Below are 19,685 nucleotides of genomic sequence, written 5' to 3'. Positions count from 1 at the left end.
TTAATCTGATTCTTCACTAAAAATTCTTTACTTATATCCTTGAGACTTTTAATTAGAGGAGTGTATCTGTATATTTTTTCCGTGAATTTCTTTCTCTTCTATATATGTTTCCATAAATTCTTTATTCTATTCTTTTTAAGTTTTAGATATGGGGCAATTAATCTCATCTGCAAGATTTTTTTTATACCTCCAAATTCTTTTTATTACATTAGCCTCTGCTTTGAAAAAATCTTTTACTGTAACATTGATGATTACTATAACATTTATACTTTCAAGTTTTCCTTTTGTAAAAGAAAGAAGAGCTTTAGAGAGATAAACTCTCTAAAGCTTCTTAATTATAAAAATAAAGATGTTGCTATTTGTTAGTTTCTACATTATTCTTAAGAACAAAATCCACAATTGTTTTGGTAAGATGGATAGATTCATTTCCTCGCACATTGTGCTCCTGATTAGGGTAGAGGAATGTATGAATTACTTTTCCCTCTGTAATAGCAGCTTGAGAGATATCCAACATATTCTGGAGAACTACGGTAGCATCTATATAACCGTGAATGTAAAGGATATTTCCTTTAAGGTTTTTGATATAATTACTTACACGTGTGTCTTCATATCCTTGAGGATTTTCTTCTGGAGTATCCATATAGCGCTCTCCATACATTACTTCATAATATTTCCAGTCTATCACAGCTCCTCCTGCTACAGCTGTAGTGAAGGTTCCAGGAGAACGATACATTAGAGAAGAAGTAAGGAATCCTCCAAAACTCCATCCATAGATAGCTAATCTGTTCGTATTTATATAAGGAAGTGATTTTAAGTATTCTATTCCTGTAAGCTGATCTTTCATAGCATAAGTTGCTAAATTACGATGAATCACACTCTCAAAAGCAAATCCTCTGTTCTCTGAACCACGATTATCTAATGTAAATACAATATATTGTTCATTCTGTGCAAAAGCAAACATCCAAGGATAGGTAGCTCCTGCCCACTGATTAACTACCAACTGATCGTGAGGTCCTCCATATACATATACAAGTACGGGGTATTTCTTAGCAGGATCGAAATCACGAGGTTTTATCATTTTTCCATATAATGGAGTGCCATCATCTGCCTTTAGTGTAAGAAATTCTATTGTTCCCAAATCATATTTATCAAAAGGATTCTCTGCCTGATAGAACGTAGTAGAGGTATTCTTATTAACATCCACTAAGGAAACATTATATGGCGTATGGAGACTACTATGAATATCCAATAGGTAACGACCATTAGCACTCAACAAACCGCTGTGAGCTCCTTCTTTTTGGGTAATTTTTTTAACGGTTCCTTTTTTAATATTTACACTATACAGATGTCTTTCTCTTGGGTCTTCTCCAGTTCCTTTGATGAATACATTCTCTCCCTTAGCATCAAAGCCCAGAACAGATTGTACTACCCATTTGAACTGAGTAAGCTGACGAGATTTATTAGATTCTGTACTACATACATAGAGATTCATAAATCCATCTTTCTCACTCAACCAGATAAACTCATTATTCTTATTAGGTATAAAAATAGCTGCTGTTTCAGGTTCTACCCAGCGATCATTACTCTCTTGCCATAGAGTCTGAACTTTTTCTCCTGTTTCTCGGTTATAGGTATTAAGATCATAGTGATTTTGCCCACGATTCACTTCCGCTAGAAGGATTTGCTTTTCATCAGGTGTCCAAGCTAAATTAGTCAAATAATGAGCGTCTTTATTATCTACATTTAGATAAGATGTTTTCCTCTGAGCAAGGTCATATACCCCTACTTTGGCAATTTCATTCTTTCCGCCTGCCATAGGATATTTGATACTCTTCAAGGACGCAGGAGTTGTATTTACATTTACTAAAGGATAGTTAGTTACAAGGCTTTCATCTTTCTGATAGAAGGCAATATAGTTCCCATCAGGAGACCAAAAAATTCCTTTCTGAATACCAAATTCATTTCGATGAATAAATTTTCCTGAGACAATATTTTTATCCTCAGAAACAGCAATAGGAATAAGAGATTCAGAACTAGTTGCTAAGAACAGATTATTATCCAACGTATAGGCTACAGCCATTTTTCCGTGATTATATTCAGCATTCTCAGCATTCTCAGGCAATGTAATAGTAAAGAGGGGTCTTTCTATCAGGTAATCATAGATATGATACTTATTACCATTAGCTATTACCAACTGATTTGCATCTACATAGACGATAGAAGGATGCCCTTTGAGCCCGTAAGTTTCAGAAAGTTTCTGTATGTTAATCCCTCCCGTTTCGTTTCCTTTGCTATCAAAGATAACAAAATTACCATCCTTATAATAGAGGTAATTATCACTTCCTTCCAGCCATCTGAGATCATACAGACGCTTTGCCCACAAGGAAGAGTTATAAGTTGCTTTTTCTGTAGCTATTGTCTGCTTCTGGCTAAATCCTAGAAAAGGCAGACATAATGCAATGAGGAAAGTAATTTTTTTCATTTTCATATAATTTAGTGCTACAAATTTACGTTTTTTTTCAAAATAAAAAAAGCAGTAAGAGTACAAATCTTACTGCTTTTTATTAAATAAAAAGAAAATGATTTCTTATTCCTAATCTATTCAGCCTTTAGAGGTTCAATAGAGACATAGGATTTGTTATTTTTTTTCTTTTGGAATCTTACAATTCCACTCACGGCAGCGTGTAAAGTATGATCTTTTCCCATATATACATTCTCTCCTGCTACGTGTACAGTTCCTCTTTGGCGTACAATGATGTTTCCAGCGATGGCAAACTGTCCTCCATATATCTTTACTCCTAATCGTTTGGAGTGTGATTCTCTACCGTTCTTTGAACTACCGACACCTTTTTTATGAGCCATTTTTATTAATTTTAATACTTGATATCCAAGTGGTTATACATTATTTTACGATTCCTCCATTGAGTTCGTCTTGCCATTTCTTAAGCTCATCCCACTTACCATCGGTAGCGAGCTTAGCTTGCTGAGCCCAAGTTTGAGGGTCAAGGTGAGCTAAAGTTTTGCTTGCTTCCACGAGGATAGTACGGATTTCTTCAATGGATTTCTTAGATAATTTCTCAAAAGTATCTACGCCAGCCTTTACAAGTGCTTCAGCAGCTTTAGGACCGATGCCTTCTACCTTAGTGAGGTTGTCCTTTTGAGATTTCTTAGGTTTGCTTTCTTTAGCAGGGGCTTTTTTACCACCTGTAGCAAGGATTTCTTCAATCTGAATTTCAGTAAAGAACTGACGATGTCCGTTTTTCACTTTGTAACCTTTACGTCTTTTCTTTTTGAAAACGATTACTTTGTCTCCTTTTACGTGGCGTAATACTTTAGCTTGCACAGAAGCTCCATCTATGGTGGGGGCGCCAATAGTAATTGCTCCATTTTGGTCTAAAAGAAGTACCTTATCAAAGATAACTTCACTTCCTTCAGCATCTTCTAAGCGATGTACAAATACTTTTTGGTCTTTGCTAACTTTGAATTGTTGCCCTGCCATCTCTACAATTGCATACATAATTCGGTTGCTTTTAATTTAATTCAATTTGGGCGCAAAAATAATATTTTTCTTGAATATATACAAATTTTTCTCCCTTAAAATAAAATATTTTTTAGGAATTCCATTCAAATCGTTTTTCTGCTTGAGTCTCTCCTACTTTTACCTTATTAATATGTGTGAATTTTACTTGAGAATCTACCTTTACAAACTCTAAAGCTTTCTTAATACAATAGTCTATCTTATAGGCGACAGCTATACATACTCTATGAGTTCCTACCAGCCCCATAGCCATATAAATGTATTCACCTAATGTAAAATAAGGTGTATCTCTTGTGTGATTTCTTTGGTTAGATTCATTTGATAATTAGATTTTGCTCAATAGTGGGTTAGAATAAATCGTTGGCTGTGATACTCTTGTCGTGCTTGGTGTAAGCCGTAGGTCGCTTAGCAAAGAAATCATCTAATTCATTGACAAAAACTTCTTCTTCAAACCACAACATAGGCTTGGCTTCTTCTGCTGTAATGCCAAAAGGCTTCCCTAAGTCTAGCTGAGTAAGAGCATCATCCAAGCGATAACGCATATAATTTGCTAAATCTTTCTTAGAGAAAAAGTCTAGTTCACCTTCTTCAAAAATCCAGTCCAGCATCTTATCTTCCAGCAAAATATATTCCCTGATAAATTCTGTAGCCTCTTCTTTAGCTTTCTCACGAAAAGCAGGATTTTCCTCGAAAATAGTCTTAAGAATATAAATTCCCGCATTGGCATGCACTTGCTCATCTATAGAAGTCCAAGCGATAATATTGGCAACATTCTTCATATAACCTTTGAAGCGGGTAAAAGAAAGAATAGTTGCAAATTGGCTAAACAAAGAAGCATTCTCTATAATTAAGGTAAAGAAAAGAATACGCTCCATCGCATTTTCTCTATTTTTTGCCAAATATTCCTTCAGAACCGTATTTCTTTCCTTGAAAATAGGCACTTCGAGAAGTGCTTCGAACTCGTTATTATAACCAAGCACCTCCAACAGACGAGAATACGCTTCTGAATGGCGAAATTCACATTCTGCAAAAGTAGCGCCCAGACCGTTGAACTCTGGTTTAGGAAAGATATCATAGAGATCTCCCCAGAAAGTTTTCACAGCTACTTCTACCTGTGCAATTCCTAGAAGAGCTCGCTTTACAGCTTCTTTTTCCAGATAGCTGAGATTAGACTTAAAGTCTTGAATATCAGCTGTAAATTCCACTTCCGAATGCACCCAGAAAGTCTGATGCATCATATCCACGAATTTCATTACTTCGGGATACTCAAAGGGTTTATAATTTTCCCTTTTGTCAAAAATTCCCATTTCTATTTAATTGTTAATTATTAATGTTAGTTTAAGGACTTATTTTACTATTTGAATACAAAATATAGTATTGCACAGAGTATAAGAAAGATAATAAAATACCATTTCAACCCATCAATCATATTATCATCTTTAATAAAAAGGGTATTCTTTTTTTCTAAATGAATTGCTGATTGAGCTTCCATTTCCTGAACTGCCTTAAGGAAAGGCTCTCGTGCCTTGAGAATATCCTCTGGAGCACCTTCCCACGGAATTCCATAATGATTTTTTACACGTTGCCACATAGGATGTCCTGGGGTAACTTCCTCCTTGATTGTGCCTTTTTGATAAAAAAATCGCACATTAGAACCATCAGGATCACAGGTAGCACTAATACTTTCATAGTTATCGGTGTAACGGCTTTTTGCTTGCTTAATAGCTGTATTGAGCTCCTTTTGTTCTCCCGTTGCAATTCCATCTATAATGTCTTTTGCTTCTTTCAGTCCAAGGTCGGAGGCATCCATAAGAACCTTTACAGCAGCGAGCTTACTTCCTTTATGTATGAGAGCTAAAATTTCATCTATTTTGCTTTGTGAAATCTCTCTCCCCACAAATATTGTATTATTTTCTTGGGAAAATATCCCTTTCACACGCTCTACAGAGGCTTTGAGGTCTGTTTCCTTCCCAAGAGTAAAATCATTAATAACATTTGTGGCATCCTTGAGGCTTATCTTAGCAATTTCTGTAAGTTCCTTTACAGCAAGAAGCTTATTTTTGTTATGAATAAGTTCAAGAATTTTATCAATATCACTTTGTGTCATAGTAAAAAATGTTCGCAAAATTAGGACATTCAACAAGGTTTTGCAAGAGAAAAATTCTAAGTCTCTATAAACAAAAGACTTATTTTTTCCACATAAAATTGTTAATAACTTTTTCCTCAAAAAGAAGTATATTCACTTCATTAGTAACAGAATGTAAATTTCTTAAAATCAATCAGATATTATTTTTTCAGAAATAAAATTAAAAAAACAGAGATTATATAAAATAAAATATGTACTTTTGCCGATAAAATCGCAATTAACTAAGTTCTTTATGCTCACACGTAGGCACATTCGTGTAAAGGTAATGCAGTCCATCTATGCATTGCACCAAGAAAAAAATCATAATTTGCAACGAGAAGAAGCTTTCTTACAGGCAAGTATGAATAATACGTATAGCTTGTATATTGTCCTTATGGGATTATGGGTTGCCCTCTATGAACGTTCTCAGCAAATGCATACACTTTCCCAGAATAAGTTCATTCGTAATGAAAATTATTCTCATCCATTATTCTTTGAAAATGAGGTATTACAGCAGATTATATCTGACGAGGCATTATCTGAAGCTATTTCGGAAGAAAAATTCTCTTGGCACGCACACGATGAATATGTAAATATCCTTTATAACAGGATTCTGCAGAGTGATTTGTACACCAAGCAAGCCTCCCTTGAAAAGGATTTTAAAACAGATAAGCTATTCTTGGTAAATCTCTATATGGATGTAATAGCTACAGATGAGCAGCTTTTTGACTTTCTATCTGATAAAGAAATCACTTGGAGTGATGACTTTCCTGTTATCAATACAATCATTATTAAGTTACTGAAATCCTTAGAAAAGGAGAAAGAAACCAACTTCTTACCTCCTCTATTCAAAGATGAGTCTGACAAAGAGTTTGGTATAGAACTCCTGAGAAAATCTGTTCTTAATGATGAACAATTCCATCAATATTTGGTAGAAAAAACACCCCAGTGGGATGCTGATCGAATTGCTGAGATTGATGCCATTCTTATCAAAATGGGGATTACAGAATTCCTAAAGTTTCCAAGTATCCCTGTGAAAGTGACTCTTAATGAATATGTCGAAATTGCCAAGGAATATTCTACTCCTAAGAGTAGTGTTTTTATTAACGGTATTTTGGATACCCTCTCTAGAGATTTTACAGAGGAAGGAAAGCTTAAGAAAATAGGAAGAGGACTCTTATAATCAATTAATTATAATTTTATGAAGAAAATGTTTTTATTAGCAGGTGCTGCTCTTATGACCGCTTGTAATAATGGGGGAACCAACGCTGTTGGGAAAATAAACCAAGATAACCTTGCTCAAGCAGAGAAAGTAGCTGAACAGTCCAAACAGTTTCCTGAAATCAAATTTGAAGAAACTACCCATGATTTTGGAGAAATCAAGCAAAACGTAAAGGTGGAAACTTCTTTTGTTTTCAAGAATACAGGAAAGGTTCCCTTGGTAATCTCTAATGCTAGCAGTAGTTGTGGCTGTACCGTTCCTGAATATCCCAAGGAAGCTATTGCCCCTGGTGAAAAAGGAGAAATCAAAGTAGAATATAATGGTTCAGGAAAGGATGCTATTACTAAAACTGTGACCTTAACTACTAATACTGAAAAAGGTACCGAAACCCTTACCATTAAAGCTTTTGTGAAAGAATAAATAATACTTTTTATGAATATACTATTACAAGCTGCCCCACAAGGAGGAAATAACTTTTTGTTATTAATCCTTATGTTTGTTGCTATGTTTGCCTTTATGATTTTTCCTTCTATGAGAAGGCAACGACAAGAAAAAAAATTCTATGAAGGTCTAAAAAAAGGAGATAAAGTAATTATGAAAAGTGGCTTACACGGAAGAATTACTGAAATCTCTGACACTTCTGTTGTGATTGAAACCCTTTCAGGAAAGCTAAAATTCGAGCGTTCAGCAGTTTCTATGGAATACTCTCGAAGAATAAGCCAAACAGAAAACAAATAGTTCTAAAGCACTCAAGTAATAGTTAATGGGCTTCTCTTCTGCTTATTAACTATTACTTGTCATTATAACAACCTCTTCTTTCTATAATTTATTTCTATTCTCTGACCTAAATGCAAGAACTTATAGCAAAGGGAGAAGTTCTCCCTCTAATGGAGGCTTTTTATACCCTTCAAGGAGAAGGATTCTATAAGGGTACTGCGGCTTATTTCATTCGCTTAGGGGGCTGTGACGTAGGCTGTCATTGGTGTGATGTCAAGGAAAGCTGGGATGCTTCCTTACACACTCTTACCCCCATAGAGAATATTGTACAGAAAGCTCTCCAATACTCCAAAACAATTATTATCACAGGAGGAGAACCCTTAATGTATAATTTACTACCCCTGACCCAGCTTCTCAAAAGCAAAGGAGCCCGTACCCATATAGAAACCTCTGGAGCTCACCCCTTGACAGGAATCTGGGACTGGATATGCTTATCTCCCAAAAAAAATAAACGTCCTCTTCCCTTAATTCATCAGAAAGCCAATGAACTTAAAATGATTATTTATAATCAGAATGATTTCCTTTTTGCAGAAGAAATGTCTGCTCTCACTCAGCCTGAATGTATTCGCTACCTACAGCCTGAATGGAGCCGTAAAGAGAAAATGATTCCTAAAATGGTAGAATATGTATTAGCCCATCCTCAATGGAAAATATCCTTGCAAATGCACAAATATCTCGATATTCCATAAACCTCTATAATTATGTTCTTTAAGCGGTTACTCAGTTATATTTTCCCCATAACCATCTACAGAAGTCATTCCCAAATATCTGGAGAACTTTCTGTTACTTTGCTTAATGGGAAGCCCATCCTAAACTCTACCAATACCGATTATTCTTTTGGAAGCCTACAACGAGTCTTACGATTTGGTTTAAAAAAGATTGGATTTGAAACCATTAGGCAACAAAAGAAAATACTTGTATTAGGATTAGCTGGAGCAAGTGTAGTACAAACACTCATTAATGAAATCAAATTCAATGGAAAAATATACGGTGTGGATATTGACAAAGAAGTTATCGAACTTGGAAGACTATTTTTTCAATTAGACAAAATAAAAAACTTACAAATATTCATAGAAGATGCGCAAGAATATATAAAAAACACTACTCGCAAATATGATTTAATCATTATTGATATCTTTGAAGATAAAAAAATGCCTGATTTTCTCTTCAATATTTCTTTTTTTAAGCAATTATATAATATTCTAAGCAAAAAAGGAATTATTCTATTCAATACAATTGTAGAAAACAAAAAGGAAGCTTCTCGAAATAAAGAACTCACAACTTCTTTAGAGGAATTATATCAGATTTCCGTTTTCTCAAAAGTAGAAGAAGGCAATGAAATCATTCTCCTAAAAAAGAACCTATAGAAGAAAATAGAAAATTTAACTATGAATTTTGCAGGAAAAATCGTATCTTTGAGGTATAAATCAAACTCCATAGAATATGAGAAAAACACTTCTTTATTCGCTTATTTTTCTAGCAAATGGTCTTCTAAATGCACAACAAGCCATTACAAATAATCTTTCAGAGAATAAAACTTCTATGAAAAAAATACTTTTAGCTAGCACCTCTACTATATATGGAGGGACTTATCTTTCTTACTTGAAAGAGGAACTTATCCACTTTTTTGAAGATGCTGATGAGATATTATTTATCCCCTACGCACGTCCTAGTGGTATCTCCCACGATGAATATACTGAGAGAGCACGCACTTTCTTTGCTTCTATAGGGAAAAAAGTAGTTGGCATACATACTTTCTCCAACCCCAAAGAAGCTGTTAATAATGCCAAAGCTATCTTTACAGGAGGAGGAAATACTTTTCTACTTGTTACAAAGCTCTATGAACAAGGGCTTGTAGAACCTCTTAGAGAAGCTGTTAATAAAGGAACTCCTTATATGGGAACCGGTGCAGGAAGTAATATAGCAGGGCAAAGTATGCAAACTACCAATGATATGCCCATTATCTACCCTCCTAGCTTCCAGACTTTAGGAATTGTTCCTTTTAATATCAACCCTCACTATCTGGATCCAGATCCTAATAGCAAACACAAAGGAGAAACAAGAGAAACTCGTATCAATGAATTCCACGTTCTTAATGATACTCCTGTTATTGGACTTCGTGAGGGAAGCTGGTTACTTATTGAAAAAGGAAAACTATCCTTAAGAGGAGGACTGACTGCTCGTATTTTTGAACAAGGAAAGAAGCCTTATGAATGGGATGCATATCTAAGCTCCCTTTTTTCAAAAAATAAATAGGCAAGCAACATTAGAGTTCTAGCTCTAATTCTCTTATAAAGTCTTCCAAATAAGGATTTTGCTCCTTAAGTACTTCATATTTTTCTTGAGGGGTATAAGCTAGAGTGGTTACAAGTTCTCTATTGTGTATAACATCCATAGTTATTCCATAATTATTAAGGTGCCTACGGATATAATTGAGGAATCTTTTCTTCTGAGAAGAGATTTCCACTCGGTCTATTTCACTAGGTACTTCTATTCGAATACAATCATTCTCAATAGGAGGAGTATCCCTACCAAGGCTTATAAGGAGGAATTGTTCCCCTTTTTTGTCTAATATCTCTATCATATTCTGCCATACTCTTGCAAAATCTTCTATAGAGTAAGGGGTATAAGGTAAGTCCTGGGGAATTTCTTCTTTCTCCTCACGTATCTTAGCAGCTTCACGTTTTACTTGTATGCTTTTTAAGGAAGTAGCCGAAACACTTTCTTTAGGAGGAGGTACTATTTCAGAAGATTTTTCTATTTTCTCCTGTTTTTTAGTATTTTGTTCTGGATTTATATTTTTTTCCTTATGAAAAAAATTAGCAGGAATTATATATCCATCATTTTTTTTTTATCCCCTTCAAAGGTCAAAGATGCTAATTGCATTAGAGTAAGCTCCACTAGAAGGCGAGGCATACGGCTTGTTTTATACTTAAGATCACAATCTGAGGTAATCTCAAGGGCTTTTACTAGGAAAGGAAAATCACATTGAGCTGTCTGAGTAGCATATTTCTTCTTCGTTTCCTCTCCTAATTCCATAAGAGGAATTGTTTTTTCATTCTTACAAACCATCAGATCACGGAAATGACCTGCCAAACCAGCTATAAAATGCTGTCCATCAAAACCGTGAGAAAGGATACTATTGAACTCTACTAATAGGTCAGGTATATTATTAGCTAGAATTAAGTCTGTAATCTTGAAAAAAGTATCGTAATCTAGCACATTAAGAATCTCCGAAACCGCTTCCTTAGTAATATGTTCTCCACAGAAGCTCACTACTCTATCAAAGATAGAAAGGGCATCTCGCATTGCTCCATCTGCTTTTTGAGCTATGATTTGTAGGGCTTCATCTTCTGCTTGTAACCCTTGCTCCTTGGCTATATATTTCAAGTATTCTCTAGCATCGCTCACTGTAATCCTCTTAAAATCAAATATCTGACACCTTGAAAGGATTGTAGGAATTATCTTATGTTTCTCAGTAGTAGCAAGGATAAATATGGCGTGTGCAGGTGGCTCCTCTAAGGTTTTAAGAAAGGCATTAAACGCACTACTAGAGAGCATATGTACCTCATCTATAATATATACCTTATATTTTCCTACTTGTGGAGGAATCCGAACTTGTTCTATCAAAGAACGAATCCCCTCTACGCTATTATTAGAAGCCGCATCAAGCTCAAAAATATTGAAAGAAAAATCATTATCCTGAGAATCTGGAGTAGTCTTTTCATTAATTTTTCTAGCCAAAATACGAGCACAGGTAGTCTTCCCTACTCCACGAGGGCCTGTAAATAACAAAGCTTGTGCTAAATGATCATTAGCAATAGCATTCTCCAGCGTATCAGTGATAGCTTTCTGCCCTACTACATCTACAAAAGTCTGTGGGCGATATTTACGTGCAGATACAATAAATGAATTCATCTTGGCAAAGTTACTAATTTTCCCCTTTTATGAGAAAAATAATTGAATAAAATCCTTTGTTTTCCTATTTATTTGGATAAACTTAGAATATTTGATAATTAAAAAATTACTGAATCCTATATGGTTCTGTGAATCACATAAGATACTATTTGTAAAAGAGCTTTCTTATAAGGAGATTCAGGAAATTCATCTAAAATGGCAAGTGCTTTTTCCTGATAAGCAAGCATCTTCTGTTGTGTATGCTCTATTCCTCCGTGGGCTTTTACAAAGGAAATAACTTCCTTCACCCTTTTTTTATCTGTATTATAGTTCTTAATACTATTAATAAGCCAACGCCTATCGTGCTCCTGAGCTGTATTGAGGGTATAGATAAGAGGTAAGGTCATTTTTTGTTCTTTAATATCTATCCCTGTAGGCTTGCCTATGGCTTCTTCTGTATAGTCAAACAAGTCATCTTTTATCTGGAAGGCCATTCCTACCCACTGACCAAAAAGGCGCATTTTTTCTATAATTTCTGGGTTATCAGGAAGTACAGAACAGGCTCCCATTGCACAACAGGCTGCTATAAGAGTGGCTGTTTTCTGACGAATAATTTCATAATAAACTTCCTCTGTGATATCCAATCGCCTTGCTTTTTCCATCTGTAATAGCTCCCCTTCGCTCATCTCTCGCACAGCTACTGATATAATCTTCAGTAAGTCAAAATCATTATTATCAATAGAAAGCAAAAGCCCTTTTGAAAGAAGATAATCGCCTACTAAAACGGCTATCTTATTCTTCCACAATGCATTAATAGAAAAAAAGCCTCTTCGCTTATTGCTATCATCTACCACATCATCGTGTACAAGAGTAGCTGTATGGATAAGTTCTATCACTGAAGCCCCTCGATAAGTACGTTCATTTATTTTTCCTTCAGAGACAAGCTTTGCTACCAGAAAAACAAACATAGGACGCATTTGCTTTCCCTTACGATTTACTATATAATGTGTAATACGGTTAAGCAAAGCCACTTTTGAGGACATTGATTGCCTAAACTTGTCCTCAAAAGCACTCATCTCGTGAGCGATAGGCTCTTTTATTTGTTCTATGATTTTTGCCAAGATAATCTAATATAAATATTAAGAAATCTATTCCCATTCTAGAAGGCGTCTCTCTCCTTCAATGAGCTTAATATCAGTAATATCTTGCGACATTTCAATAACTCCTTTGTAGTTCTTTTGAGCATCTCTGACTGCAAAGTAACGTACATATATAAGCCTTCCTCGGTAATTAAACCAGAAATTAGCCTCATTCTGAGTTCCTGCTCGGAAAGCCTCTACAATTTTCAATACTGTTCCTACACTCTTAGGTGGATGGCAGAATTTCACTTCCCTACCAATAATTCCAGCACTACGAGGGAAAACACGTTCTTCACCTCGATTATAGAAAATTACCTTATCGTACTCATCTACAAAAGTAATATCAATAGGAAGTGTTTTGAGTAACAAATTCACTTGCTCAATGGTCATATATCCCTCATCATAATGCTGTGCTTTTTCATCGAAAACAACGTCTGTGCGTATAGAAGTATCCATTGAAGGATGTACATAACCCGACTCATTAGGATAAGTAGGAGGTGGAGAGGAAAGCATCCATCCTATTTCATCTTCCCCTTGTCGCATTTTTATCCAATCTTCTTCTGTTAGAAGTTCTAAAGCACGAGCAAATAGAATATTATACTCTACATTCAATAATCTATGCAAATTATCCTCTATATACACCATATTTTCTTTGGCAGCAAGCGGATCTTTATCTTCTAAATTCTTTCGCACCAATCGGAACATATCCCTAATAGTATCGTGGAATGACCACATATTTTGAGAAGGATTCGTCCAGCCTCGTAATTCCAAGAAAGGGAAAAGTTGATTTTCTTTTCTTACAAAACGCTTTTCTACAGTAGAGAGATGATTGAAAAGATTATAGAACTTCTGATACTCTGTCTCAGGGTCTGTTCTCATAATTTCTTCCAAGAGATTCTGGATAAGCTCTGTCTCGTGCAAATAGGTACGAATAGGGTGTCCTTCTGAAAGTTCTGAATACATCTTTGAAATTTAAAAAATATGGCGCAAAAATACAATTTTTTTCTCAAGAAAGAAACATAAATATTTACTTTGATAATAAAAAAAAATAAACTACCTTTGCTCATTAATTTCAAATACAAATAAAAAATGGCTAAAGAAACAACTTTTGATGTTCTTATCGAAATTCCTAGAGGAAGCAGAAACAAGTATGAGTATGATTTTGGATTAGGGAAAATACGTTTTGACAGACTATTACACACCTCTATGATATATCCTACTGATTATGGTTTTATTCCTGAAACTCTTGCTGATGATGGGGATCCGTTGGATGTTCTAGTTATTTCCACTATTGCTTTCATCCCTGGATGTGTGGTAGAAGTAAGACCTGTGGGAATCCTTTATATGTCCGACGAAAAAGGAGGAGATGAGAAAGTTCTTTGCGTTCCTGTTGCTGATCCTAACTTCCGTAATATCAGTGATCTTAAAGATGTAAATCCTCACTTGGTAAAAGAAATAGAACACTTCTTCAAAGTATATAAAGACCTCGAAAACAAAAAAGTAGATGTAAGAGGCTGGGGAGATGCCCAAAAAGCTCTCGAAGTATATCAAGAATGTATCACACGTTATAAAGGACAATCTGATAAAAAATTCGTTCTTTAAGCACTTATCTTTGTGATTCAAAAACTAAAAAACTAAGATTCAATGGCAAAAAAAGAAAAAGAAAAAGTAGAGCCTAAGAAAGACCAAGATGCAAAGGCTTTAGCCCTGAAACTTGCTTTAGAGAAATTGGACAAGTCTTTTGGGAAAGGTACTGTAATGCGCTTAGGTGATAAAGTTGCCGAAGAAGTGGAGGTAATTCCCTCTGGTTCTTTAGGGTTAGATATTGCCTTAGGTGTAGGAGGATACCCACGCGGACGTATCATAGAAGTATATGGGCAAGAATCCTCAGGGAAAACCACCCTTACCCTTCACGCCATTGCTGAGGCTCAGAAAAAGGGAGGAACTGCTGCTTTCATAGATGCTGAACACGCTTTTGATCCTAACTATGCCAAAAAAATAGGTGTTGATACTGATACTCTTATTATTTCCCAACCTGATAATGGGGAACAAGCTCTTGAGATTGTAGATAGCCTTGTTCGTTCGGGAGCTATAGATATTATTGTCATTGACTCTGTAGCGGCTCTTACCCCTAAGTCAGAGATAGAAGGAGATATGGGAGACTCAAAAATGGGTGTTCACGCTCGACTAATGTCTCAGGCTCTACGCAAAATCACAGGAAGTATCAGTAAGGCGAACTGTGTGGTAATGTTTATCAATCAGCTTAGGGACAAAATAGGAGTTACTTTCGGAAACCCTGAAACAACCACAGGAGGAAATGCTCTGAAGTTCTATTCTTCTGTCCGAGTAGATGTTCGTAGGCAATCTACCCCTTTGACTACCAAAGATGGAGATGCTTATGGTAGCCTGACCAAGGTAAAAATTGTAAAAAATAAGGTGGCTCCTCCTTTCCAGCGTACAGAATTTGAAATTGTTTATGGAGAGGGTATTTCTAAAATTGCTGAAATTGTAGATTGGGGTGTGGATTACAATATTGTAAGTAAAAGTGGGGCTTGGTATAGCTATGGAGGAACCCGATTAGCACAAGGAAGAGAAGCTACTATAGCACTACTAAAGGATAATCCTGAAATGGCTGAAGAGATAGAGAACAAAATCAAACAAGCAGCAAAAGAAGAAGCTCCTGTAGATAAGAAAAAAACAACAAAGACCAAAGCCAAAGGAAAATCAGATGATGACTCTGGATATGAGGAACCAGATGATGATTTTGATAATGATGAAGAGGATGATGAATAGAAATTACATAAATTAGACTTTCTATTGATTTAGAAGCAAAGCAACTAAGATTCTAGTTGCTTTGCTTTTTTACTTCTTTACATAAATTAATACTCAAATTGTACTTTCTTTTCAGGATTTCCATTCCAATAAGAACGATATAGCTCAAGGCTACTAACAATCTCCCCATAAAGGGTCTCGTTATGCTTTCTTACATCATCCAGATGATAGAACTTTGCTAATACTTGTTTATGGTCTATCCAGTCCAACGATTGCATACAATCATCTAGACAATCCAATGTATAACCAAAGTAATCAGGAAAAGAAAAACTTTCTTTCATCTTCATTAAGAAAGTGCGTTCATCACGTACATTTCTCAAATCAATGTGAAATTCCAAGGCATTTTTTCTAATGTATGTACTCATCTCTTTATTAGTTTTCAGTATCTATGTATTTCGTTGCTTAAATATTGATTGTCATAATAGGTCTTTATAGATTAGATTAAACTTGAATAATTCCTAAGTTAAATGCCTTTTCTATAGGAGCGTTATTTGCGGCTTCTATCCCTTGAGATATCCAAAGGCGGGTATCTAGAGGGTCAATAATAGCATCTGTCCATAACCGAGCTGCAGCATAATAAGGAGTTGTTTGTTCCTCATATTTCTGAGTAATTTCCTGCAAAAGTTGGTTTTCTCTCTCTGGAGAGATTTCTTCTCCTTTTCGCTTAAGTGTAGCTGTTTCTATTTGTAAAAGTACTTTTGCAGCTTGAGCTCCACCCATTACAGCCAAATTAGCTGAAGGATATGCCACTATTAGGCGTGGATCATACGCTTTTCCACACATTGCATAGTTCCCCGCTCCATAAGAATTGCCTACAATAATTGTAAATTTTGGAACTACTGAGTTAGCCACAGCATTTACTAGTTTTGCTCCATCTTTGATAATTCCGCCGTGCTCTGACTTAGAACCTACCATAAATCCTGTAACGTCCTGTAAGAATACAAGAGGTATTTTTTTCTGATTACAGTTAGCAATGAAACGAGTTGCCTTATCAGCACTATCTGAATAAATGACCCCTCCTACTTGCATCTCTCCTTTTTTTGTCTTAACTACTTTACGCTGATTGGCTACAATTCCGACAGCCCATCCATCTATACGAGCATATCCAGTAAGAATTGTCTGTCCATACCCTTCTTTATATTCTTCCCATTGAGAATCATCTACTAAGCGTAGAATAATCTCCTTCATATCATAAGGCTGAGTACGATTCATAGGAAGAATTCCGTAAATATCTGATGGATTGAGTTTTGGTTTCTTACTCTCTATTCTACTAAATCCCGCCTTAGGGGATTCTCCTATTTTATCAACAAGGTTCTTAATCACCTCAAGCGCATCTTGATCATTTTCACACTGATAATCAGTTACTCCACTAATCTGGCAATGTGTTGTAGCTCCACCAAGAGTTTCATTATCAACATCTTCTCCTATTGCTGCTTTTACTAAATAACTTCCTGCTAAGAAAATACTTCCTGTTTTATTAACAATCAGAGCTTCATCACTCATAATAGGCAAGTAAGCCCCTCCCGCTACACAGCTTCCCATTACAGCAGCTATCTGGACTATTCCCATACTACTCATCTGAGCATTATTACGGAAAATACGCCCAAAATGTTCTTTATCAGGAAATACCTCATCCTGAAGAGGTAAAAAGACACCTGCGCTATCTACTAAATAAATGATAGGTAAGTGATTTTCTATAGAGATCTCCTGAGCTCGGAGATTTTTCTTACAAGTCATAGGGAACCAAGCCCCTGCTTTCACTGTAGCATCATTTGCTACCACTATTACCTGTCGCCCACGCACATACCCTATTTCTACAATAACCCCAGCAGAGGGACAACCTCCATAATCTGAATACATTCCATCTGCAGCAAAAGCCCCTATTTCTAACCGAGGTCTGTCCTTATCCAATAAAAAATCTATACGTTCCCGTGCTGTAAGCTTCCCTTGAGAATGTAACTTCTCTATGGCCTTAGTTCCTCCCCCAAGCTTTATCTTCTCCCATCGTTGGCGAGCCTCATCTCGGGCAAGTTTGTTATAATCTTCGTTCTTATTGAAAGCTAAATCCATCTTGAAGTTTTGATAGTGCAAAATTAAGAAAAATTATTCTTTTTACAAATTTTTATTTATATTTTATTGTTAAAAAATAACCATTTTTCTTAAATAAGATAAAATGGTTATTTTCCAATTTTTTATGCTGTTTTTAAAAGTTTTTACTTAGCTTCTGTCAGGCGTATATACCGTACATATCCTGATCCTTCTGTTTTTCCCTTAAGAGATTCCGATGAAAAAGGGACTTCTGCATCTGTGGTATAATAATTTTGATCTTCTACAGCCGATTCAAAACGGATTTTATATCCTTGATCCAGCAGATTTTTATTAAGGTTCAGTGTAATAGTTTTTCGATCTCCTTGTGTGATGGAAGCTCCTGTAACAGCATCTATTTTCTCTTTTTTGTCTTGATAAAAAACAAACCATTTTTTTAGTGAATCATAATACTTTCCATTGTCTCCAAATACATAAAGAGTTTTCTGGTAATTCCCCTGAGGATCAATCAAAGAAACGACCATATAAGCTGCTTCTCCATTATAGTTGGTCATCTGTACCATACATTTGTACTTATCCTGTGCATTGGTATGCAAGGCAAAAAACACTAAAAGTGCAAAACATATTTTTTTCATTACTTTATTAAGTTAAATATTTAGGGCGCAAAGATAATAATTTTTATCTAATAAAATAACCCTACTTGATGGTTCTTAATTCTTCATTATCACTAAAATTTATTCCAATATAGAAAAATATTATTAAAAATAGACTTCTAGTATGGTACTTCTTTATACTTTTGCACCAGAAAAAAAATAAGTTTCACTATAAAAATATAAAAATATGTCATTAGTAGGAAAAAAATTCCCAAACATCACTGTTGATGCTATCTCAGAAATGGGTGATAACCTTCGTATCAATATCCTAGAAGAAGCTACCAAGAAGAATAAGAAAGTAGTTCTTTTCTGGTATCCTAAAGACTTCACTTTCGTTTGTCCTACCGAATTACACGCTTTCGAGGAACTACGTGCTGAATTCGAAAAACGTAACACTATTATCATAGGTGCTTCTGTAGATACTTGTGAAGTGCATTTTGCTTGGCTAAACACACCTAAGAATCAAGGAGGTATTGAAGGAGTTACCTATCCTATTCTTGCCGATACAACTCGTAACCTATCCACTGCTTTAGGTATTTTAGAAGCAGAACACGTGTATAACGAAGAGCAAGACACCTATCTTATAGAAGGTTCTAACGTGACCTACCGTGCTACCTTCCTCATTGATGAACAAGGAAAAATATTCCACGAAAGTGTAAATGATATGCCTCTAGGACGTAATGTTAAGGAATATCTACGACTTATAGATGCTTATTCTCACGTTCAAAAATATGGCGAAGTATGTCCTGCTAACTGGGAAGAAGGAAAAGAGGCTATGCACGCTGATAGAAAAAGTACCGCTGATTACTTAGCTAATCACTAAGAATCCCTATAACTGTAGAATAAAAATGCAAAGATTTTAGATTAATCCCTTATTTAAAAAATTATGTTGTTAGAACTTACTACCGATACTCTAGGAGAAGTTATACAAGCTAATAAAAAAGTAGCCGTACAATTCTCTGCTTCCTGGTGCGGAAACTGCCGTATTATGAAGCCTAAATTCAAAAAAATTGCTTCAGAGAAGGAAGATATCACATTTGTAATTGTAGATGCAGAACAATTCCCTGAATCCCGCAAACTTGCTAATGTAACTAACCTGCCTACTTTTGCTACTTTTGTAGATGGACAGCTCGTTCGCGATATCCAAACAAATAAGCAAGAGGCTTTAAATGAGTTAATAGATGAAATTACCAATAATTAAGCACATATCCAAGTTCATTGAAAGTAATGATGAAGATTATGTACTTGAAACTATAGAAGTACTGGAGAATCTTACAGAACTTTCTTCTCTTAAAGATGAAGAATTAGATATGATTGGTGAACTTCTCTCCAATATGTATGGTGCTTTAGAGGTACAAAAACTAATCAAAGCAGGAACTCCAGAGAAAGAAGCCCTCAATACCTTTATGCAGCGTGTCTTAGGCTCCATAGATAAATAATTTAAAAGTTTAAAAAT

24 protein-coding genes are annotated in these 19,685 nt (G+C 35.4%); 11 read left to right on the top strand and 13 right to left on the bottom strand.

All coding sequences use genetic code 11. The annotated features are described in order from the left end of the window. Window positions 1–355 precede the first annotated feature (355 nt). From RYK20_RS07400 to RYK20_RS07375, 6 genes are all read right to left on the bottom strand, one after another. On the bottom strand, window positions 356–2,482 hold the full coding sequence (locus RYK20_RS07400; RefSeq protein WP_314894948.1) for a DPP IV N-terminal domain-containing protein: 2,127 nt from the start codon (window positions 2,480–2,482) through the stop codon (window positions 356–358). A 116-nt stretch (window positions 2,483–2,598) separates the two neighbouring features. Then, window positions 2,599–2,862 carry a 50S ribosomal protein L27 gene (gene rpmA / locus RYK20_RS07395; protein WP_297979530.1) on the bottom strand — a complete coding sequence of 88 codons (264 nt, stop codon included), beginning with the start codon at window positions 2,860–2,862 and terminating at the stop codon, window positions 2,599–2,601. A gap of 40 nt (window positions 2,863–2,902) precedes the next feature. Beyond that, window positions 2,903–3,517: a 50S ribosomal protein L21 gene (rplU, locus tag RYK20_RS07390; protein ID WP_314894947.1), complete on the bottom strand. Its 615-nt coding sequence runs from the start codon at window positions 3,515–3,517 to the stop codon at window positions 2,903–2,905. 94 nt (window positions 3,518–3,611) lie between these two features. Further along, window positions 3,612–3,785, bottom strand: coding sequence for a hypothetical protein (locus RYK20_RS07385; RefSeq protein ID WP_314894946.1), 174 nt, complete (start codon window positions 3,783–3,785; stop codon window positions 3,612–3,614). 100 nt (window positions 3,786–3,885) lie between these two features. Then, window positions 3,886–4,845, bottom strand: coding sequence for a ribonucleotide-diphosphate reductase subunit beta (locus RYK20_RS07380; RefSeq protein ID WP_297979524.1), 960 nt, complete (start codon window positions 4,843–4,845; stop codon window positions 3,886–3,888). A 47-nt stretch (window positions 4,846–4,892) separates the two neighbouring features. After that, window positions 4,893–5,645 (bottom strand): hypothetical protein, encoded by a 753-nt coding sequence (locus tag RYK20_RS07375; RefSeq protein WP_314894945.1) that lies wholly within the window; start codon window positions 5,643–5,645, stop codon window positions 4,893–4,895. 271 nt (window positions 5,646–5,916) lie between these two features. On the opposite strand from RYK20_RS07375, the gene RYK20_RS07370 reads away from it, so the two are divergent. The 6 genes from RYK20_RS07370 (at window position 5,917) to pepE (ending at window position 9,918) form a co-directional block, all read left to right on the top strand. After that, window positions 5,917–6,846 (top strand): transcription antitermination protein NusB, encoded by a 930-nt coding sequence (locus tag RYK20_RS07370; protein ID WP_314894944.1) that lies wholly within the window; start codon window positions 5,917–5,919, stop codon window positions 6,844–6,846. An 18-nt stretch (window positions 6,847–6,864) separates the two neighbouring features. After that, the gene (locus RYK20_RS07365; RefSeq protein WP_314894943.1) at window positions 6,865–7,305 is read left to right on the top strand and encodes a DUF1573 domain-containing protein; all 441 of its coding nucleotides are present in this window, start codon (window positions 6,865–6,867) and stop codon (window positions 7,303–7,305) included. A gap of 12 nt (window positions 7,306–7,317) precedes the next feature. Then, complete coding sequence (gene yajC, locus RYK20_RS07360; protein ID WP_297979513.1) at window positions 7,318–7,623, top strand: preprotein translocase subunit YajC; 306 nt, start codon at window positions 7,318–7,320, stop codon at window positions 7,621–7,623. A 110-nt stretch (window positions 7,624–7,733) separates the two neighbouring features. After that, on the top strand, window positions 7,734–8,351 hold the full coding sequence (locus RYK20_RS07355; RefSeq protein WP_297979510.1) for a 7-carboxy-7-deazaguanine synthase QueE: 618 nt from the start codon (window positions 7,734–7,736) through the stop codon (window positions 8,349–8,351). A 12-nt stretch (window positions 8,352–8,363) separates the two neighbouring features. Further along, window positions 8,364–9,029 (top strand): fused MFS/spermidine synthase, encoded by a 666-nt coding sequence (locus RYK20_RS07350; RefSeq protein WP_314894942.1) that lies wholly within the window; start codon window positions 8,364–8,366, stop codon window positions 9,027–9,029. 175 nt (window positions 9,030–9,204) lie between these two features. Continuing rightward, window positions 9,205–9,918 (top strand): dipeptidase PepE, encoded by a 714-nt coding sequence (gene pepE, locus RYK20_RS07345; RefSeq protein ID WP_314894950.1) that lies wholly within the window; start codon window positions 9,205–9,207, stop codon window positions 9,916–9,918. A gap of 10 nt (window positions 9,919–9,928) precedes the next feature. Here pepE and RYK20_RS07340 read toward each other — a convergent pair whose 3' ends face one another. The 4 genes from RYK20_RS07340 to RYK20_RS07325 all read right to left on the bottom strand — a co-directional run bounded on the left by RYK20_RS07340 (window position 9,929) and on the right by RYK20_RS07325 (window position 13,661). Continuing rightward, the gene (locus RYK20_RS07340; protein ID WP_297979505.1) at window positions 9,929–10,246 is read right to left on the bottom strand and encodes a hypothetical protein; all 318 of its coding nucleotides are present in this window, start codon (window positions 10,244–10,246) and stop codon (window positions 9,929–9,931) included. Window positions 10,247–10,491: 245 nt separating this feature from the next. Further along, window positions 10,492–11,580: a DNA polymerase III subunit gamma/tau gene (gene dnaX, locus RYK20_RS07335; RefSeq protein WP_311456577.1), complete on the bottom strand. Its 1,089-nt coding sequence runs from the start codon at window positions 11,578–11,580 to the stop codon at window positions 10,492–10,494. Window positions 11,581–11,696: 116 nt separating this feature from the next. Continuing rightward, the gene (locus RYK20_RS07330; RefSeq protein WP_314894949.1) at window positions 11,697–12,635 is read right to left on the bottom strand and encodes a polyprenyl synthetase family protein; all 939 of its coding nucleotides are present in this window, start codon (window positions 12,633–12,635) and stop codon (window positions 11,697–11,699) included. A 72-nt stretch (window positions 12,636–12,707) separates the two neighbouring features. Next, window positions 12,708–13,661, bottom strand: a complete 954-nt coding sequence (locus tag RYK20_RS07325) for a DUF438 domain-containing protein (protein WP_297979500.1) — start codon at window positions 13,659–13,661, stop codon at window positions 12,708–12,710. Window positions 13,662–13,787: 126 nt separating this feature from the next. On the opposite strand from RYK20_RS07325, the gene RYK20_RS07320 reads away from it, so the two are divergent. Together RYK20_RS07320 and recA are read left to right on the top strand one after the other, a co-directional pair. Continuing rightward, window positions 13,788–14,300, top strand: coding sequence for an inorganic diphosphatase (locus RYK20_RS07320; RefSeq protein ID WP_297979497.1), 513 nt, complete (start codon window positions 13,788–13,790; stop codon window positions 14,298–14,300). Window positions 14,301–14,342: 42 nt separating this feature from the next. Then, complete coding sequence (gene recA, locus RYK20_RS07315; protein ID WP_314603251.1) at window positions 14,343–15,491, top strand: recombinase RecA; 1,149 nt, start codon at window positions 14,343–14,345, stop codon at window positions 15,489–15,491. A gap of 86 nt (window positions 15,492–15,577) precedes the next feature. Here recA and RYK20_RS07310 read toward each other — a convergent pair whose 3' ends face one another. The 3 genes from RYK20_RS07310 to RYK20_RS07300 form a co-directional block, all read right to left on the bottom strand. Next, window positions 15,578–15,895, bottom strand: a complete 318-nt coding sequence (locus RYK20_RS07310) for a barstar family protein (RefSeq protein WP_297979491.1) — start codon at window positions 15,893–15,895, stop codon at window positions 15,578–15,580. Between the two features lie 76 nt (window positions 15,896–15,971). Next, a complete protein-coding gene (locus RYK20_RS07305; RefSeq protein ID WP_314894941.1) occupies window positions 15,972–17,600 on the bottom strand; it encodes a carboxyl transferase domain-containing protein in 1,629 nt (542 codons plus the stop codon). Window positions 17,601–17,743: 143 nt separating this feature from the next. After that, on the bottom strand, window positions 17,744–18,211 hold the full coding sequence (locus tag RYK20_RS07300) for a DUF2271 domain-containing protein (protein WP_314894940.1): 468 nt from the start codon (window positions 18,209–18,211) through the stop codon (window positions 17,744–17,746). Window positions 18,212–18,416: 205 nt separating this feature from the next. On the opposite strand from RYK20_RS07300, the gene RYK20_RS07295 reads away from it, so the two are divergent. The 3 genes from RYK20_RS07295 (at window position 18,417) to RYK20_RS07285 (ending at window position 19,668) form a co-directional block, all read left to right on the top strand. Next, window positions 18,417–19,052, top strand: a complete 636-nt coding sequence (locus tag RYK20_RS07295) for a peroxiredoxin (protein ID WP_297979483.1) — start codon at window positions 18,417–18,419, stop codon at window positions 19,050–19,052. A gap of 63 nt (window positions 19,053–19,115) precedes the next feature. Next, entirely contained in the window at window positions 19,116–19,430 is a 315-nt protein-coding gene (locus RYK20_RS07290; RefSeq protein ID WP_297979481.1) for a co-chaperone YbbN, read from the top strand. Then, entirely contained in the window at window positions 19,411–19,668 is a 258-nt protein-coding gene (locus tag RYK20_RS07285) for a hypothetical protein (protein ID WP_297979478.1), read from the top strand. Before RYK20_RS07290 ends, RYK20_RS07285 begins: the two co-directional genes overlap by 20 nt. The last annotated feature ends 17 nt before the right edge of the window (window positions 19,669–19,685 follow it).

It is taken from the genome of uncultured Capnocytophaga sp. (assembly GCF_963525585.1).
Lineage (GTDB): Bacteria > Bacteroidota > Bacteroidia > Flavobacteriales > Flavobacteriaceae > Capnocytophaga.
The sequence above is the reverse complement of the archived record's forward strand: the minus strand, read 5'-3'. Positions and strand labels throughout refer to the sequence as shown.

What these genes read in the sequence shown, in the direction of transcription:
- RYK20_RS07400 (WP_314894948.1), bottom strand. Translation starts at nt 2,482, where the DNA reads ATGAAAAAAATTACTTTCCTCATTGCATTATGTCTGCCTTTTCTAGGA.
- rpmA (WP_297979530.1), bottom strand. Translation starts at nt 2,862, where the DNA reads ATGGCTCATAAAAAAGGTGTCGGTAGTTCAAAGAACGGTAGAGAATCA.
- rplU (WP_314894947.1), bottom strand. Translation starts at nt 3,517, where the DNA reads ATGTATGCAATTGTAGAGATGGCAGGGCAACAATTCAAAGTTAGCAAA.
- RYK20_RS07385 (WP_314894946.1), bottom strand. Translation starts at nt 3,785, where the DNA reads ATGGGGCTGGTAGGAACTCATAGAGTATGTATAGCTGTCGCCTATAAG.
- RYK20_RS07380 (WP_297979524.1), bottom strand. Translation starts at nt 4,845, where the DNA reads ATGGGAATTTTTGACAAAAGGGAAAATTATAAACCCTTTGAGTATCCC.
- RYK20_RS07375 (WP_314894945.1), bottom strand. Translation starts at nt 5,645, where the DNA reads ATGACACAAAGTGATATTGATAAAATTCTTGAACTTATTCATAACAAA.
- RYK20_RS07370 (WP_314894944.1), top strand. Translation starts at nt 5,917, where the DNA reads ATGCTCACACGTAGGCACATTCGTGTAAAGGTAATGCAGTCCATCTAT.
- RYK20_RS07365 (WP_314894943.1), top strand. Translation starts at nt 6,865, where the DNA reads ATGAAGAAAATGTTTTTATTAGCAGGTGCTGCTCTTATGACCGCTTGT.
- yajC (WP_297979513.1), top strand. Translation starts at nt 7,318, where the DNA reads ATGAATATACTATTACAAGCTGCCCCACAAGGAGGAAATAACTTTTTG.
- RYK20_RS07355 (WP_297979510.1), top strand. Translation starts at nt 7,734, where the DNA reads ATGCAAGAACTTATAGCAAAGGGAGAAGTTCTCCCTCTAATGGAGGCT.
- RYK20_RS07350 (WP_314894942.1), top strand. Translation starts at nt 8,364, where the DNA reads ATGTTCTTTAAGCGGTTACTCAGTTATATTTTCCCCATAACCATCTAC.
- pepE (WP_314894950.1), top strand. Translation starts at nt 9,205, where the DNA reads ATGAAAAAAATACTTTTAGCTAGCACCTCTACTATATATGGAGGGACT.
- RYK20_RS07340 (WP_297979505.1), bottom strand. Translation starts at nt 10,246, where the DNA reads ATGATAGAGATATTAGACAAAAAAGGGGAACAATTCCTCCTTATAAGC.
- dnaX (WP_311456577.1), bottom strand. Translation starts at nt 11,580, where the DNA reads ATGAATTCATTTATTGTATCTGCACGTAAATATCGCCCACAGACTTTT.
- RYK20_RS07330 (WP_314894949.1), bottom strand. Translation starts at nt 12,635, where the DNA reads ATGAGTGCTTTTGAGGACAAGTTTAGGCAATCAATGTCCTCAAAAGTG.
- RYK20_RS07325 (WP_297979500.1), bottom strand. Translation starts at nt 13,661, where the DNA reads ATGTATTCAGAACTTTCAGAAGGACACCCTATTCGTACCTATTTGCAC.
- RYK20_RS07320 (WP_297979497.1), top strand. Translation starts at nt 13,788, where the DNA reads ATGGCTAAAGAAACAACTTTTGATGTTCTTATCGAAATTCCTAGAGGA.
- recA (WP_314603251.1), top strand. Translation starts at nt 14,343, where the DNA reads ATGGCAAAAAAAGAAAAAGAAAAAGTAGAGCCTAAGAAAGACCAAGAT.
- RYK20_RS07310 (WP_297979491.1), bottom strand. Translation starts at nt 15,895, where the DNA reads ATGAGTACATACATTAGAAAAAATGCCTTGGAATTTCACATTGATTTG.
- RYK20_RS07305 (WP_314894941.1), bottom strand. Translation starts at nt 17,600, where the DNA reads ATGGATTTAGCTTTCAATAAGAACGAAGATTATAACAAACTTGCCCGA.
- RYK20_RS07300 (WP_314894940.1), bottom strand. Translation starts at nt 18,211, where the DNA reads ATGAAAAAAATATGTTTTGCACTTTTAGTGTTTTTTGCCTTGCATACC.
- RYK20_RS07295 (WP_297979483.1), top strand. Translation starts at nt 18,417, where the DNA reads ATGTCATTAGTAGGAAAAAAATTCCCAAACATCACTGTTGATGCTATC.
- RYK20_RS07290 (WP_297979481.1), top strand. Translation starts at nt 19,116, where the DNA reads ATGTTGTTAGAACTTACTACCGATACTCTAGGAGAAGTTATACAAGCT.
- RYK20_RS07285 (WP_297979478.1), top strand. Translation starts at nt 19,411, where the DNA reads ATGAAATTACCAATAATTAAGCACATATCCAAGTTCATTGAAAGTAAT.